The 15,133-nt window shown below is 70.7% G+C and carries 17 protein-coding genes; 7 read left to right on the top strand and 10 right to left on the bottom strand.

From position 1 onward, the window contains the following. Positions 1–43: 43 nt before the first annotated feature. Positions 44–889, top strand: coding sequence for a 3-hydroxybutyryl-CoA dehydrogenase (locus KV100_RS11470; protein WP_255566128.1), 846 nt, complete (start codon positions 44–46; stop codon positions 887–889). Positions 890–912: 23 nt separating this feature from the next. Here KV100_RS11470 and KV100_RS11475 read toward each other — a convergent pair whose 3' ends face one another. The 4 genes from KV100_RS11475 to KV100_RS11490 are packed head-to-tail and all read right to left on the bottom strand — an operon-like array spanning position 913 to position 3,942. Next, entirely contained in the window at positions 913–1,074 is a 162-nt protein-coding gene (locus tag KV100_RS11475; protein ID WP_220343181.1) for a hypothetical protein, read from the bottom strand. Positions 1,075–1,112: 38 nt separating this feature from the next. Continuing rightward, complete coding sequence (locus KV100_RS11480; RefSeq protein WP_220343182.1) at positions 1,113–1,814, bottom strand: IclR family transcriptional regulator; 702 nt, start codon at positions 1,812–1,814, stop codon at positions 1,113–1,115. Continuing rightward, positions 1,811–3,091 carry a fumarylacetoacetase gene (fahA, locus tag KV100_RS11485; RefSeq protein ID WP_220343183.1) on the bottom strand — a complete coding sequence of 427 codons (1,281 nt, stop codon included), beginning with the start codon at positions 3,089–3,091 and terminating at the stop codon, positions 1,811–1,813. The genes KV100_RS11480 and fahA overlap by 4 nt, the downstream gene beginning before the upstream one ends. Then, positions 3,088–3,942 carry a hypothetical protein gene (locus tag KV100_RS11490; protein ID WP_220343184.1) on the bottom strand — a complete coding sequence of 285 codons (855 nt, stop codon included), beginning with the start codon at positions 3,940–3,942 and terminating at the stop codon, positions 3,088–3,090. Before KV100_RS11490 ends, fahA begins: the two co-directional genes overlap by 4 nt. 93 nt (positions 3,943–4,035) lie before the next feature. Between KV100_RS11490 and KV100_RS11495 the strand changes: the two genes are divergently transcribed. Beyond that, a complete protein-coding gene (locus KV100_RS11495; RefSeq protein WP_220343185.1) occupies positions 4,036–5,235 on the top strand; it encodes a homogentisate 1,2-dioxygenase domain-containing protein in 1,200 nt (399 codons plus the stop codon). Positions 5,236–5,316: 81 nt separating this feature from the next. On the opposite strand, the gene KV100_RS11500 is transcribed toward KV100_RS11495, so the two are convergent. From KV100_RS11500 to KV100_RS11515, 4 genes are all read right to left on the bottom strand, one after another. Beyond that, positions 5,317–5,604 (bottom strand): hypothetical protein, encoded by a 288-nt coding sequence (locus tag KV100_RS11500; protein ID WP_220343186.1) that lies wholly within the window; start codon positions 5,602–5,604, stop codon positions 5,317–5,319. Between the two features lie 130 nt (positions 5,605–5,734). Continuing rightward, positions 5,735–6,664: an acetamidase/formamidase family protein gene (locus KV100_RS11505; protein ID WP_220343187.1), complete on the bottom strand. Its 930-nt coding sequence runs from the start codon at positions 6,662–6,664 to the stop codon at positions 5,735–5,737. Positions 6,665–6,698: 34 nt separating this feature from the next. Continuing rightward, the gene (locus tag KV100_RS11510) at positions 6,699–7,790 is read right to left on the bottom strand and encodes a Glu/Leu/Phe/Val dehydrogenase (RefSeq protein WP_220343188.1); all 1,092 of its coding nucleotides are present in this window, start codon (positions 7,788–7,790) and stop codon (positions 6,699–6,701) included. A gap of 153 nt (positions 7,791–7,943) precedes the next feature. After that, complete coding sequence (locus KV100_RS11515; protein WP_255559667.1) at positions 7,944–8,447, bottom strand: Lrp/AsnC family transcriptional regulator; 504 nt, start codon at positions 8,445–8,447, stop codon at positions 7,944–7,946. A gap of 177 nt (positions 8,448–8,624) precedes the next feature. Here KV100_RS11515 and hppD point away from each other — a divergent pair, with 177 nt between their 5' ends. The 5 genes from hppD (at position 8,625) to ppgK (ending at position 14,078) form a co-directional block, all read left to right on the top strand. After that, positions 8,625–9,830 (top strand): 4-hydroxyphenylpyruvate dioxygenase, encoded by a 1,206-nt coding sequence (hppD, locus tag KV100_RS11520; protein WP_220343190.1) that lies wholly within the window; start codon positions 8,625–8,627, stop codon positions 9,828–9,830. A gap of 97 nt (positions 9,831–9,927) precedes the next feature. Continuing rightward, positions 9,928–10,785 (top strand): iron uptake transporter permease EfeU, encoded by an 858-nt coding sequence (gene efeU, locus KV100_RS11525; protein WP_220343191.1) that lies wholly within the window; start codon positions 9,928–9,930, stop codon positions 10,783–10,785. A 41-nt stretch (positions 10,786–10,826) separates the two neighbouring features. Next, positions 10,827–11,990, top strand: coding sequence for an iron uptake system protein EfeO (gene efeO / locus KV100_RS11530; RefSeq protein ID WP_220343192.1), 1,164 nt, complete (start codon positions 10,827–10,829; stop codon positions 11,988–11,990). Between the two features lie 31 nt (positions 11,991–12,021). Continuing rightward, positions 12,022–13,278 (top strand): iron uptake transporter deferrochelatase/peroxidase subunit, encoded by a 1,257-nt coding sequence (efeB, locus tag KV100_RS11535; RefSeq protein ID WP_220343193.1) that lies wholly within the window; start codon positions 12,022–12,024, stop codon positions 13,276–13,278. 38 nt (positions 13,279–13,316) lie between these two features. Continuing rightward, complete coding sequence (ppgK, locus tag KV100_RS11540) at positions 13,317–14,078, top strand: polyphosphate--glucose phosphotransferase (RefSeq protein ID WP_220343194.1); 762 nt, start codon at positions 13,317–13,319, stop codon at positions 14,076–14,078. A gap of 6 nt (positions 14,079–14,084) precedes the next feature. Here the strand turns inward: ppgK and KV100_RS11545 are convergent, their stop codons facing one another. Then, the gene (locus KV100_RS11545) at positions 14,085–14,540 is read right to left on the bottom strand and encodes a DUF421 domain-containing protein (protein ID WP_220343195.1); all 456 of its coding nucleotides are present in this window, start codon (positions 14,538–14,540) and stop codon (positions 14,085–14,087) included. 43 nt (positions 14,541–14,583) lie between these two features. Next, the gene (locus KV100_RS11550; protein WP_220343196.1) at positions 14,584–15,096 is read right to left on the bottom strand and encodes a hypothetical protein; all 513 of its coding nucleotides are present in this window, start codon (positions 15,094–15,096) and stop codon (positions 14,584–14,586) included. Between the last annotated feature and the right edge of the window lie 37 nt (positions 15,097–15,133).

Below are 15,133 nucleotides of genomic sequence, written 5' to 3' on the forward strand. Positions count from 1 at the left end.
GTGGCGCGTGACCGCGCGCCACGGACGAGGAGTGTCATTTCAGATGGACAAGATCGGTGTGGTCGGGTGCGGCCTGATGGGTGCGGGCATCGCCGAGGTGTGCGCGCGGGCCGGCGCCCAGGTGGTGGCCGTCGAGTCGAGCCCTGAGGCTGCCGCGGCCGGTCGCGCGAGGATCACGAAGTCGCTGGAGCGCGCCGAGTCACGCGGACGCATCGACAGTGCCGCCGACGTGCTCGCGAGGATCACCGTCGTGGAGGACCTCGAGGCGCTGCGTGACCGTGACCTCGTCATCGAGGCGATCGTCGAGGACGAGGCGACCAAGGTCGCGCTCTTCAAGAAGCTCGACGCGATCGTCGAGTCTCCCGAGGCGATCCTGGCGTCGAACACGTCGTCCATCCCGATCATGAAGCTCGCCGTCGTGACGTCCCGCCCGGGCCAGGTCCTCGGGATCCACTTCTTCAACCCGGTACCGGTGCTCTCGCTCGTCGAGCTGGTGCCGAGCCTGCTGACCGACGAGAAGACCACGCTCCGGGCCCGCTCGTTCGTCGAGGGCCAGCTCGGCAAGCACGCGATCCTCAGCCAGGACCGCGCGGGCTTCGTCGTCAACGCACTCCTGATCCCGTTCGTGCTGTCCGCGATCCGGATGCTGGAGTCCGGCTTCGCCACGGCCGAGGACATCGACGAGGGTCTCGTCCGCGGTGCGGCGCACCCCCAGGGACCCCTCGCTCTCGCCGACCTCATCGGTCTCGACACGACGAAGGCCGTGGCGGAGTCGCTGTACGAGGAGTTCAAGGAGCCCCTGTACGCGCCCCCGCCGCTGCTCGCGCGGATGGTCGATGCCGGTCTCCTCGGACGCAAGACCGGGCGCGGGTTCTACACGTACGAGTGACCGCGACCGGTCACTCTGACCGGTCACTCCGGGATGCGCGGCTCCGTCTGAGGCGGCGGCGCGACGGGAGTGGGGTCACCCGGGTCGGGGTCCAGGCTGGGGACGACGTCCGGCTCGATCGTGTCCGGGTCCACCGGGTCCACCGGGTCGCCGGGGCCGTTCGGGTCGATGCTCGGTGTGCTCATCACCCCATCGAACACCCGCGCTGCGGTCCGGGCAACCGTCACCTGTAGGCGGCCGAGCCGATCCGACGGGCGGCGTCTCGGACCAGCTGTTCAGCGCGTTCGGCGACCTCCGGTCGGCTGGTGATCACCGCGACCGCCGCGCGTCCGCCGCGCAGGCCGGGCACGGGCGCGGCGATGCCGTACGCACCCGGGTTCAGCTCGGCGTGCGTGGTGACGACGCCCGCCGACCGGGCGTCGGCGACGCGGGCGGGCTCGTCCGGTGCGGGTGGGCCCGAGGCGAGCGCGGCCAACCCGCCGGCGCCACGGTCGAGCGGGTCGCGGTTGCCGAGGCGGTAGGAGAACCGCGGTCCGTCGGTGGGCGGCTCGGCGACGACGGTGCTCACGGCGGCACCGGCAACCACCTCGACGAGGCTGGCGGTGGCATCGAGCTCCGTGGCCAGATCCTGGAGCACGGGCTCCGCCGCAGTGTGGAGGCGTGGGCGGGTGCGGTCGGCGAGGGTCGTGAGCGTCCTGCCCACCTGATAGCGACCGCCCGCGTCGCGCTCGACGTACCCGCTCCGTTCCAGGCTCACCAGCAGGCGATGGACGATCGACCGGTGCAGGCCAGCGCGCACGGCGACCTCCGAGCCCGTCGCACCCGGAGCGTCGGCCACCACCTCGAGCACGAGCAGCCCGCGCTCGAGCGTCTGGGACCCGCCCCCGTCCCCGGTTTGTGCGGTTCGTCCAGGTCTCACCGTCATGATTCCTTGTCCAACTGCACAAATCGCGGACGGGACGGGCGGGAGGGACGGGAGGGACGGGAGGGGGCGGGGAGGATGCGGCCGCGGACCTCGCCGAGGGTCACGGTGCCGGCACTCGCGCGCAGCACCACCTCGTCGCCGTCGCGCAGGAACGTACGCTCCTCCCCGCCGGCGGTCCACGGCTCGCGTCCGCCCCACGAGAGCTCGAGGAACGATCCGCGCTCCCCGCGCTCCGGACCCGACACGGTGCCGGAGGCGAAGAGGTCGCCGGTCCGCAGCGACGCGCCGTTGCTCGTCAGGTGCGCGAGCATCTGGGCGGGGCTCCAGTACATCGTCCGGTACGGCGGGCGGCTCACGACCTCACCGTTGAGCTCGACCTCGAGCGCGAGGTCGTACCCGGCCGGCTCCGCGACCTGGAGGTACGGCAGCGGCGGCGGATCCTGGCTCGGCAGGGGAACGCGGGACGGCTCGAGCGCGGCCAGCGGTGTCACCCACGGTGAGACCGAGGTCGCGAAGGACTTGCCGAGGAAGGGCCCGAGCGGCACGTACTCCCACGCCTGGATGTCGCGGGCCGACCAGTCGTTGAGGAGGACCACCCCGAAGACGTGCTCGGCGAAGCCGCTCGTCGGGACGGAGTCACCGAGGCGGCTCGGGGTCCCGACGACAAAACCGACCTCGGCCTCGATGTCGAGACGCGCGCTCGGGCCGAAGTCGGGCTCTGCCGCATCTGGACCCTTGCGCTGGCCCAGCGGGCGTACGACGTCGGTGCCCGAGACGACGACCGTGCCGGCGCGCCCGTGGTAGCCGACCGGCAGGTGGCGCCAGTTGGGCAGCAGCGGCTCGGCGTCGGGGCGGAAGATCCGCCCCACGTTGGTCGCGTGGTCCAGCGAGCAGTAGAAGTCGATGTAGTCGGCCACCTCGAACGGCAGGTGCAACGTCACCTCGCTGAGACGGTGCAGATGCCCGGACAGGCGCTCGGGCCCGGCGTCGTGGTCGAGGAGCGTGGCCTGGAGCCATCGCCTGATCTCGTCCCACGTGGTCCGCCCTGCGGCCATGAGCGTGTTGAGCGTCGGGCCGCCCAGGTGCCGGCCGAACCCTTCACCGCCTTCACCGCCCGCGGCGCCCGCGAGGTCGAGCACGTGGTCGCCGATCCGTACGCCGATCCGGTGCTGGCTCGACGGTCCCTCCGAGCGGAGCCCGAACACGCCGTACGGCAGGTGGTCGACGTCGTACCCGGACCCGGCGCCGCCCGGGACCCACGTCGTCGCGGCCGTCACAGGAGACCCAGCGAGCGCAGGTCCTGCACCGGTTCGTCGATGCTGCAGGACCCGAAGGACGTGAACCACGTGCGGGCCTCGGCGAGCGCCTCCGGGCCGACCGCCCCCGCGTCCTCCATGAGCACCTCCGCCGACTGCTCCTCCAGGACGACGGCAACGGTGCGCAGGTCAGCACGGTCCAGGCTCGCGCGGGTCGCCAGCAGCACGTTGAGGAAGCCGTGATGCACGAGTCCGGTCGCGGGATCCTCGGCGCGTACGGCGTGGTGCAGGCCGGCCGTGCACTTGAAGGCGATCCCTCGCTCGACCAGCGCGACGATCGCCGTCGCCAGGGTGTCGGGCGTCGGGAACGCCTCGGCGGTCGCGCCGCCGGTGCGCAGCTTGACCCGCACGCCGCGGGCGGCGGCAGCGTCCGCGGCGGCGAGCCATGCCGCGTCGAGGGGGTGGCTCGGGAGCGCCAGCTCCAGCGCGGTCGGCGTCGCGTTCTCGCTGGTCGTCCGCAGCGTCTCGACGGCGAGGTCGACGGCCTCGGGCGTCGCGGCAGGGAGGCGGGTCTCGAGCGACTCGAGCAGCAGAGTCGACGTGGCCGCAGCCTGGGGAGCCGCGACCGCGAGCTCCTCGGCGGTCCCGACCAGGGCGACGTCGAGCGGAGCGGCGGCCGCGTCGGTCGCGGCGATGGAGACAAGGTCGTCGAGCGACGCGGCGGGGACCACCAGCGGCCCGACGAGGTCGGTCAAGGGCGACGACCGGTGACCACGGTGGGCGCGTACGGCGTCGGCCAGCGCCGCGTTGCCGGGAGGGAAGACGGCCGCGTCGTCGATCAGGGCGCGGAGCATCGGGGGGACGGTTGACATACCGGAACCCTAAACCCAGGATGTTCTGAAAGGGAACCGCGCGGACCGATTATCGGAAAGGTCCGGCGGGCGGCACGCGAGGGGGAGCCCACGGTGGTCTACTACCGCAAGGTCGGTGACGTCCCGCGCCAGCGCCACACGCAGCTGCGCGACGAGGGCGGTGCGCTCCGCTACGAGGAGCTCATGGGCGAGGAGGGCTTCTCGTCGGACTCGTCGCTGCTCTACCACCGCGGCGTGCCCCACGCGATCAGCGCGAGCGAGGTCTGGGACCTGCCCGATCTGGCCACGACCGCGAACCACCCCATCCGGCTGGTCCACCTGAGGTTGCACGAGCTGTTCGACGAGGCCGAGGCGAAGGCGCTCGACCCCGTGACCGGACGACGACTCGTCCTGGGCAACGGTGACGTGCGGATCTCGTACGTCGTGGCGGGCGAGACCTCGCCGTACTACCGCAACGCGGTGGGGGACGAGTGCGTCTTCGTCGAGGCGGGGACCGGTGTCGTCGAGACGGTGTTCGGCGTCGTGCCGTACCGGCCGGGCGACTACGTCGTCATCCCGCGGGCGACGACGCACCGGTGGGTGCCCGCGGAGCTGAGCCGCCTCTATGCGATCGAGAGCAACAGTCACGTCGCGCCGCCGAAGCGCTACCTGTCGCGGTACGGCCAGCTGCTCGAGCACGCGCCGTACTGCGAGCGTGACCTCCACGGCCCGGACGAGCCCTTCGTCGTGGACGGCACGGACGTCGAGGTGCTGGTCAAGCACCGCGGATCGGGTCCGTCGGGAGTGGTGGGGACACGGCTGACGTACGCCACGCACCCGTTCGACGTCGTGGGCTGGGACGGCTGCCTCTATCCCTACACGTTCAACATCGAGGACTACATGCCCATCACCGGCAAGGTGCACCAGCCGCCGCCGGTGCACCAGGTCTTCGAGGGGCACAATTTCGTGGTCTGCAACTTCCTGCCCCGCAAGGTCGACTACCACCCGCTGTCGATCCCCGTGCCGTACTACCACTCCAACGTGGACTCCGACGAGGTCATGTTCTACGTCGCCGGCGACTACGAGGCGCGCAAGGGCACCGGCATCGGCGTCGGCTCCATCTCGCTGCACCCGGGAGGCATCGCGCACGGGCCGCAGCCGGGCGCGGTCGAAGCCTCGCTCGGGGCCCAGGAGTTCGACGAGGTCGCGGTCATGGTCGACACCTTCCGGCCGCTGGAGCTCGGCGAGGGTGGCACCGCGACCGACGACCACGCGTACGGCACCGCCGCCGCCAGGGCCCTCGGCTCCGACTGACCCCGGCAGCGTTGGCGCCGTCACCACGCACGAACCGCCCCAGCGTCAGACGCTGAGGCGGTTCGGTGTCTCGGTACGAGATCAGTGGCGGTCGGACTCAGCCCGGTCGCCGGCGTCGTAGAAGTCACGGCTTCCGGACTTCGCCAGGCCGCGGCTGACCATGTAGCCGATCGTCAGGAGGGTCACGTAGAACCATGCCTCCTGAGGACCGAAGTCGCTGCCGTCGACGAAGGCCGAGGCGATCAGGACGCCGAGCGCGACGACGACGTAGGCGATGAGCTCGCTCGTCTTGAAGGACGCCTTGGTCTCGGTGCTCAGTCGGGCGGTCGAGCGGTCGTGGTTCTGGTGGGTGGCATGCGTGGTCGACATTGTGAATTCCTTGTGTGAGATCAGGAGGCTCTAGCCGGATCGGCTCGGCCTCTCCCGGGCCGCGAAAACGCGATCAAACTCAGGTACCCGGCGGTAACATCTCCAAACCTCCCCGACCGCGGCGTGCGCGTCAGCGCATGACGCTCAACGGCAGGTACGCGCTGACCACCCAGTTCGGTGCGTCGACCACCTCGCTGATCTTGAGGTCGACCACGACGCTGCACAGCACGTAGGCGTCGCGCGGGTCGAGCCCGTAGGTGTGGCCGAGGTGGTCGATCATCGCCCGCACGGCGTCCTGAGCGGCCCGCATCAAGGACGGCGCCACCCCGGTCGTCGCATACCAGCCGGCATCCTCGAGCCCCGTGCGCAGCGCACCGGGAGTCCGGAACTGCGGCCCGGGGATCGATCGCCCCTGGTGCAGGCGAACGCGTACGGAACCGCGGGCCGCCCATTCGACCGCGCTCACGCACACCTCGCCGTCACCCTGCGCCGCGTGCGGGTCGCCGATCGCGAGCCGAGCGCCCGGCACCTGGACCGGCAGGAACACCGACGAGCCGACGACGAGGTCGCGGCAGTCGAGGTTGCCGCCGAACGTGCCTGGCGGCATGACCGGCAGCGGCTCGACGGTGTCCGGGCAAACGCCGACGACGCCGAAGAACGGACGGACCGGCACGCGCGCCACGTCGCCCATGTCGGTGTGGTCGCCGTCGATCTCCCAGCGGAACAGGTACCTCTCGCTGAAGTCGGCGGCGAGCAGTCCTTCGTCCGGCCCCAGCACGGTCCAGCCGAATCCCTTGGTCCCTTCCGCCTCGAGGATCTCCACCTCGAGCACATCACCGGGCCTTGCGCCGGCGACCACGACGGGGCCGGCGAGCGGGTACATCGGCCGTGTCGGGTCGGACGCAGGCAGCGCTCCGCCCGTCGGCACCTCGTCGTACCGCCCGTTCACGGCATCCTCGCAGTCGAACGACACCGTGTCGCCGGACGCGACCTCCAGCCGGGGCTCGTGGGTCGTCGTCCAGAGGTGCTGAGGATCGCCGGCGAGGTCGTGGTGGGTCATGCCGACGATCCTCGCGCACGTGGAGGTCTCGCCGTCACCTGCCGGGCGGCGCCTCGGCGGCGTCCAGACGCCGGCGGGCCAGAGCACGGGCTGCGGCACCGGCCGTCGTCCTCTCCGCGCTCGCCGTCGCGAAGATGTCGCGGACGCGGTCCTCCAGCGCGGCGACCCTCACCCGGACCTGGTCGGGCGTGCTGCCGTCGCGCTCGCCGCCGACCTGGACGAGGCCTCCTGCGTTCGCGACGTAGTCCGGCACCCAGACCGTCCCACGCTCGACGAGCATCTCCTCGACGTCCGGAGTCGAGAGCTGATTGTTGGCGGCGCCGCAGACCAGACCGGCGCGCACCGTCCCGACCGAGGCCGGCGTGAGCGTGCCGCCGAGGGCGCACGGGGCATAGACGTCCACCTCGGCGTCGACCACCGAGTCCACGAGCTCCAGCCCGAGATGGGTCTCCCCGGCCCGGCGACGTGCGCCGGCGTCGGGCTCGGCGAGCACCACACGCGCTCCCTGGTCGCGCAGCAGTCCGATCAGCCGGAGACCGACCTTGCCCGCCCCCTCGACGCCGACGGTCAGAGCGCCGAGGTCGGCGCTCCCGAACGTGTGCGCGGCGGCCGCGCGCATCGCGGAGAACACGCCCAACGCCGTCGCGAACCCGCTGTCACCCGAGCCGCCCGCCGCGACCGTGCGACCGACGACGTACGGGGTCTCCTCGCCGACCACGTCGAGGTCCTCCGCCGTGACGCCCACGTCACCCGCGGTGATGTATCGGCCCCCCAGCGACCCGACGAACCGACCGTACGCGCGGAGCAGCGCCCGCGACCTGAGGGTCGCCGGGTCCCCGACGATCACGGCCTTGCCGCCGCCGAGGTCGAGCCCCGCGGCCGCTGCCTTGTACGTCATGCCCTCCGAGAGACGGAGCACATCGGTGAGGGCATCGCTCCCGGACGCGTACGGGTAGAACCGCGTGCCGCCGAGTGCCGGACCGAGCCGGGTGTCGTGCACGGCGATGATCGCGCTCAGCCCGGTGGCCTCGTCGTGGTGGAAGTGGACGCGCTCGTGGGAGTCGATCGTCAGCCCCTCGAGTCCGTCGAAGATGCCGTCGACGGTGTCGCGTGCGGTGGTGGTCATGCGCGTCCTTCCGAGTCCGAGGGGCGCGGTCGGCGCCAGGGGTCGGCACCCATGCTCGGAGCGCCCACGGATGTGGTCAACATCACGTGCTCGAACTCAGTGTCCTGATCACTTCGTGCCGAGAAACGCTGGCTCTGCTGCGCAGTCTGCTCATCAGCTGCCGTGCGAGCGGTATGCCGGGGCGCGGGTGGTCCCAGGGCGAGGAGCCGACTCCAGCAGCGGCTGGACGCGACGCGGGATCAGCACCGACAGCACGACGATGCTCGTGGACCGGACGATGCTCGGCGACTGGTCGAGCCGCAGCAGGGTGCCCTGGAGCTCTTCGTGCGAGGCCGTTGCGACCAGGCACAGGACGTCGAACGACCCCGTCGTCACGACGGCCTCCACCACCTGCGGGATCGCGTCGAGCGCCTCCCGGACCTCGTCCAGGGCGCCCTGCGCGATCTCGAGCGTGACGTAGGCCTGGACGGGGAAGCCGGCCGCCCGCAGGTCGACGTCAGGGCCGTACCCGGTGATCACGCCTGCCTCCTCCAGCCGCCGCAGACGGGCCTGGACGGTGCCGCGGGCGACGGAGGTGGTGCGCGAGAGCTCCAGCACCCCCGCGCGGGGGTGGTCGTGCATCACCGCGATCAGGGCGAGGTCAAGCTGGTCGAGCATCACGACGCCACTCTCGTACGAAGTAGACGATCCGTCCAGTCAAACCTGCCTTCCGGTGGGCGATCTGCACGTTGCGGCCAGGTGAGGAGGTGCCGGTTGCACAGTCGATCGTCCGCGCGATGTGATCTGGGACACGAGGCTCGACCCGCTCGCTCGCGCAACAAACCGGAGGACACGATGACCATCGAGCACACGCTGACCAGCGAGGAGGCTCTCGCCGGACTCGACGTCGACCAGCTCAAGAAGCTCGTCGGACTGGTGGAGTACGACGAGGCCAACGACCCCTTCCCGGTCACCGGCTGGGACGCCGTGGTGTGGGTGGTCGGCAACGCGACGCAGGCCGCGCACTACTACCAGTCGGCGTACGGCATGGAGCTCGTCGCCTACTCCGGCCCGGAGACCGGCAACCGTGACCACTGCGCGTACGTCCTGCGCAGCGGCGGCGTGCGCTTCGTCCTCAAGGGCGCCGTCGCACCGGACAGTCCTCTGATCGCCCACCACGCGGCGCACGGAGACGGCATCGTCGACATCGCGCTCGAGGTGCCCGACGTCGACCGCTGCATCGCCCACGCGCGTGAGCAGGGCGCGACGGTGCTCGAGGAGCCGCACGACGTCACCGACGAGCACGGCACCATCCGCACCGGGGCCATCGCCACCTACGGCGAGACCCGGCACACCCTCGTCGACCGGTCGGCGTACTCCGGTCCGTACCTGCCCGGCTTCGTCGAGCGCACCAGCGCGTACGAGAAGCGGGCGGGAGCGCCGAAGCGCATCTTCCAGGCGCTCGACCACGTCGTCGGCAACGTCGAGCTCGGCCGCATGGACGCCTGGGTGGACTTCTACCACCGCGTGATGGGGTTCACGAACATGGCCGAGTTCATCGGCGACGACATCGCGACCGACTACTCGGCGCTGATGAGCAAGGTCGTGGCCAGCGGCAACCACCGGGTCAAGTTCCCCCTCAACGAGCCGGCGGCGGGCAAGAAGAAGTCGCAGATCGACGAGTACCTCGAGTTCTACGGCGGTCCGGGCGCTCAGCACCTCGCCCTGGCGACCAACGACATCGTCAACGCCGTCGACGTCCTGCGTTCGGAGGGAGTGGAGTTCCTCGCGACGCCCGACTCCTACTACACCGACCCCGAGCTGCGGGCGAGGATCGGCGAGGTCCGGGTGCCGATCGAGGAGCTCCAGGCCCGAGGGATCCTCGTCGACCGCGACGAGGACGGCTATCTCCTCCAGATCTTCACCAAGCCGGTCGGTGACCGGCCGACCGTCTTCTTCGAGCTGATCGAGCGCCACGGCTCGCTCGGCTTCGGCAAGGGCAACTTCAAGGCGCTCTTCGAGGCGATCGAGCGCGAGCAGGAGCGGCGCGGCAACTTCTGATCAGTGCGGAGGGGCCGGCCGTACGGGCCGGCCCTTGCGCGACTCCCGGCCGAACGTGGTTAAGTTAGGCAAGGCTTACAGAAGCCAAGGGGGAAGCGTGTTCGCGAACTATCTCATCGGTCTGCGCGAGGGGCTCGAGGCGGCGCTGGTCATCAGCATCCTCGTCGCCTACCTCGTGAAGACCGAGCGACGCCACCTCCTGCCGCGGATCTGGGCAGGAGTGGCACTCGCCGTCGGGATCAGCGCGGCCTTCGGCGCCCTGCTGACCTTCGGTCCGCGCGGGCTGACGTTCGAGGCGCAGGAGGCGATCGGCGGCACGCTGAGCATCATCGCCGTGGCATTCGTGACCTGGATGGTCTTCTGGATGGCCGGCGCGGCCCGCACGATCAGCGGCGAGCTCCGCGGCAAGATCGACGTCGCCGCCGACGCCGGACGCTGGTCCCTGGTGGTCGTCGCCCTCCTCGCCGTCGGCCGCGAGGGACTCGAGACGGCGCTGTTCCTCTGGGCAGCGACCCAGACCGCCACCGCCGACGGCCAGACCGCGACGTGGGAGCCGCTGCTCGGCGCCGCCCTCGGGCTCGCGACCGCCGTCGTGCTCGGCTACCTCTTCTACCGGGGCGCGATCCGGATCAACCTCTCGCGTTTCTTCCTCTGGACCGGAGCGTTCCTCGTCGTCGTGGCCGCGGGAGTGCTCTCGTACGGGGTGCACGACCTCCAGGAGGCGGGGATCCTCCCCGGGCTGGGCAACGTGCTCTTCGACGTCTCCGACGTCATCGACCCGGCCACCTGGTACGCCACCCTTCTCAAGGGTGTCTTCAACTTCTCGCCCGCCACCACCGTCCTCGAGGGCCTCGCCTGGCTGCTGTACCTCGTCCCGACGATGACGCTCTTCCTCCTCACGATGCGACGCCGCGACCGGTCCGACCGACCGGTCGAGCAGCGCGTCTCCGCCTGACCGACCGCCACACCGCATCACCCCACGAAGGATCCGCTCACATGCGTCGTACCTCCCTCCCCGCCGTCGTCGGGCTCGTCACCCTGTCGGTCGGCGTCCTCGCCGGGTGCACCGACAACCGACCCGCCGACGCAGGTGACGCCCGCAGCCTCGACGTGGTCTCGACCGCCGACGGCTGTGAGCTGTCGGCCACCAAGGCTCCCGCGGGCAACCTGAGGTTCAGCGTCCGCAACGACGGCTCGGAGGTCACCGAGTTCTACCTGCTGGCCTCCGACGGCCTGCGGATCGTCGCCGAGATCGAGAACATCGGCCCGGGCCTGACTCGTGACCTCGTGGTGACGGCGCCCGAGGGCGACTACGTGACCGCCTGCAAGCCGGGCATGAAGGGGGAGGGCATCCGCGACGACTTCGCGGTGACTCCCTCCGACGAGGACGTCACGGCCAGCGGGGACGACAAGGTGCTGGTCGACCAGGCCAACAAGAACTACGCCGCGTACGTGCAGGACCAGAGCGCCCAGCTGCTCGACCAGACGACGCGGTTCGTCGCGCTCTACACGGCCGGCAAGGACGACGAGGCCCGCGAGCTCTATCCGGTCGCGCGCCAGCACTGGGAGCGCATCGAGACGGTGGCCGAGTCGTTCGGTGACCTCGACCCCAAGATGGACGCGCGCGAGGCCGACCTCGAGCCGGGCCAGCGCTGGACCGGGTGGCACCTGATCGAGAAGGACCTCTGGCCGCAGCGGGCCAAGGGCTACGAGCCGCTGACCCGCGCGGAGCGGTCGACGTACGCCGACGACCTGCTGGCCAACACCCAGACCCTCGACGACCGGGTCCAGGACCTCACGTACTCCGTCGACCAGATCGCGAACGGCTCCCGCGGCCTGCTCGACGAGGTCGCCACAGGCAAGGTGACCGGCGAGGAGGAGTACTGGTCGCGGACCGACCTCTGGGACTTCCAGGCCAACGTCGACGGCGCGCGCGTCGCGTTCGAGGGCGTGCAGCCGATCGTCGAGAAGAACGACGAGGCGCTCGCCACGCAGATCGCAGAGCGCTTCGACGCGCTCCAGACGCTCCTCGACGAGCACAAGGACGGTGACGGCTTCGTCGCCTACGACCAGTTGACGACCGAGCAGGTCAAGGCGCTGTCCGACGCCGTCAACGCGCTGAGCGAGCCGCTGTCCCGGCTCGCCGCCGCGACGGTCTGAGGCATGGGCATCAGGCATCGGAGGTGAGGACATGGGCGAGGAGCGACGAGGGATCAGCAGGCGCGGCCTGATCGGCGGTGGGGCCGCTCTCGGGGTCGGCGCGGCTGCGGTCGGGTTCGGTGCGGGGCGGGGGACGGCCGTCGAGACCGAGCGCGCCGGTGCCGCGGCGGCGTACTCCCTCTACGGCGCGCACCAGCCAGGCATCGTCACGCCCGTGCAGGATCGCCTCCACTTCGCGACGTTCGACGTCACCACCGACTCGCGCGCGGCACTGGTCGACATGCTGCGCGCATGGACCGACGCCGCCGCCCGCATGATGCATGGTGACGGCGCAGGACCCTCCGGGCCGACGTCCGGAGACTACGACGCCCCGCCGGACGACACCGGCGAGGCGATCGACCTTCCTCCGTCGCGGCTCACGCTGACGTTCGGCTTCGGGGCCTCGCTCTTCGACGACCGGTTCGGCCTGTCCGGCAAGCGGCCGGCCGCGCTCGATCCCCTTCCGCACTTCCCCGGTGACAACCTGCGCCCCGAGCGCAGCGAGGGTGACCTCTGCGTGCAGGCGTGCGCCGACGACCCGCAGGTCGCCGTGCACGCGATCCGCAACCTTGCCCGGATCGGCTTCGGCACCGTCGGCATGCGGTGGTCACAGCTCGGGTTCGGCAAGACGTCGACCACGACCCGAGACGAGGCGACGCCTCGCAACCTGTTCGGCTTCAAGGACGGGACGATGAACGTCAAGTCCGACGACCGTGACGCTCTGGCCGACCACGTGTGGGTCGGCGAGGACGCCGACCAGCCGTGGATGGCCGGGGGCAGCTACCTGGTCGCGCGGCGCATCACGATGACGATCGAGACCTGGGACCGGCAGTCGCTGCGTGAGCAGGAGCGCGTGGTCGGCCGGACCAAGTCGGAGGGGGCGCCGCTGTCCGGTGGCGTCGAGCGCGACCAGCCCGACTTCGAGCGGGCCGGCCGCGAGGGGAAGCCCTTGGTCGACCCCGCCGCCCACGTCCGCATCGCGCACCCCGACCACAACGGCGGCGTGCAGATGCTGCGCCGTGGCTACAACTTCGTCGACGGCAGCTCCGACATCGGCCGGATGGATGCCGGTCTCTTCTTCCTCGCCTACATCGTCGACCCCACGACGCACTTCGTGCCGGTGCAGATGCGGCTGTCCACCCTCGACGACATGCAGGAGTACGTCCAGCACACCGGCTCCGGGCTGTTCGCAATCCCTCCGGGCGTCCGGCGCGGCGAGTACATCGGGCAGGGCCTCTTCTCCGCCTGAGCCTGCGCGACGCCGGTCGGAGTGGCACGTTGGTGACCATGGCAAAAGAGACCCGTCCGATCGGGATCGACGTCGGCGGCAGCGGCATCAAGGGCGCGCCGGTCGACCTGAAGAAGGGCGAGTTCGCCGCTGAGCGGCTCCGGATCGAGACCCCGAAGGAGTCGACACCGGACGCGGTCGTCGACGTCATCGCCGAGATCGTCGACCACTTCGGCGACCGTGACCGCAAGGCCCCGGTCGGCATCGCTGTGCCGGCCGTCGTGACGCGCGGCCTGGTCCGTACGGCCGCCAACATCGACCGCAGCTGGATCGGCACCGACGCCGTCCGCCTGCTCACCGAGCGGCTCGGGCGGCAGGTGGTCGTCCTGAACGACGCCGACGCCGCCGGGATCGGCGAGCGTGAGTACGGCGCGGGGCGCGACACGTCCGGTCTCGTCATCATGACCACCCTCGGCACCGGCATCGGGACGGCGATTCTCAACGAGGGACACCTCGTCCCCAACAGCGAGCTCGGCCACCTGCGCATCGACGGCGAGGACGCCGAGAAGTCCACCTCGTCTGCCGCGCGTGAGAACGAGGACCTCTCGTGGGAGGAGTGGGCCGAGCGTCTCCAGCGCTACTACGCCCGGCTCGAGGACCTGCTCTGGCCCGACCTGTTCATCGTCGGGGGAGGAGTCGCGAAGCACGCCGACAAGTTCCTCCCCCTCCTGCACCTGCGCGCGCCCATCGTGGCCGCACGGCTCGGCAATTCCGCCGGCATCATCGGCGCTGCTCTGAGGGCGTCGCGAGCGCAGGACTGAGGTGTATCAGGCGGTCGTCTCGGGCTCGTAGGTGAAGAACGAGATCCGACCGTCGATCTCGAGGACGGCGATCTCCACGTCGGACAGGCGACGTACGCCCTGCTCGCGGGCGGAGGTGATGAGGTCCTCCAGCGCGAGCCGCTGGTCCCGCAGCACCTTCATGCGTGGCTCCCCGTCGCGCATCACCACGACCGGCGAGCCCTTGATGAAGCGCAGCCGGTCGGGGAAGCGCCACGCCAGCCACGACAGCGACACGGTCAGGAGCGTGAAGGTGCCGACGGCCAGCACGGCGCCGGTGATCGAGCTGTCCTGCTGCGTGACGGCGCCCTGGACGAGATCGCCCATCACGATGAACAGGATCAGCTCGAACGTGCTGAGCTCCCCCAGGGTCGAGCGTCCGACGGCTCGGGTGATGAGCCACAGGAAGGCGAAGATGATGATGGCGCGGACGACGATCTCCATCGCCGGCCTCCGTTCTGCGGTAGTCGAGTCGTCCTGCTCCAGGTCAGGGCAGGAGCGTCGTCCGGATGGTGGTCTCGGCGAGCCGGGTGCTGCCGTCGGCGACGAAGACCGTCGCCTGCTCGCCCTCCTGGCTCGACGGCTGGACGTAGATGTCGAAGTCGAGCCGGACCGTGGTCACCCCGGGCTCAGCGGCGATCGTGAGATAGAGGTACGTGCCGTCGGTGCTGCTGTCGGTCGGCTCCGGGAAGATGCCCTGGGTCTCGAAGATCTCGAGGTACTCCTGGGAGATCCCCACCACGACCTCCTCACCGACGCCGTCGGGGTTCGACACGGTGATCGAGAGCGGGGTGTCGAGTCCGGCGCGCGCGAGTCGCGGATAGTTCACCGAGAGCGTGAATCCACCGTCCTCGGCGGTCGCGGTGAGGTTGCGGACACCGAGCAGACCCGCCGCACCCGCGACGACGACGAGGAACAGGGCGATGAGGACGACCCGCGTCGTCCACCGGGCCGTGCCGGTCGTCGTGTCCTCGGGCACGTCCTCGTACGTCGTCGTCACGGGGTCATCCTGCCCTGCTCAGCGGTCGCTGACCGAC

The organism is Mumia sp. zg.B21 (assembly GCF_019550855.1).
In the GTDB taxonomy this organism is placed as follows: Bacteria; Actinomycetota; Actinomycetes; order Propionibacteriales; family Nocardioidaceae; genus Mumia.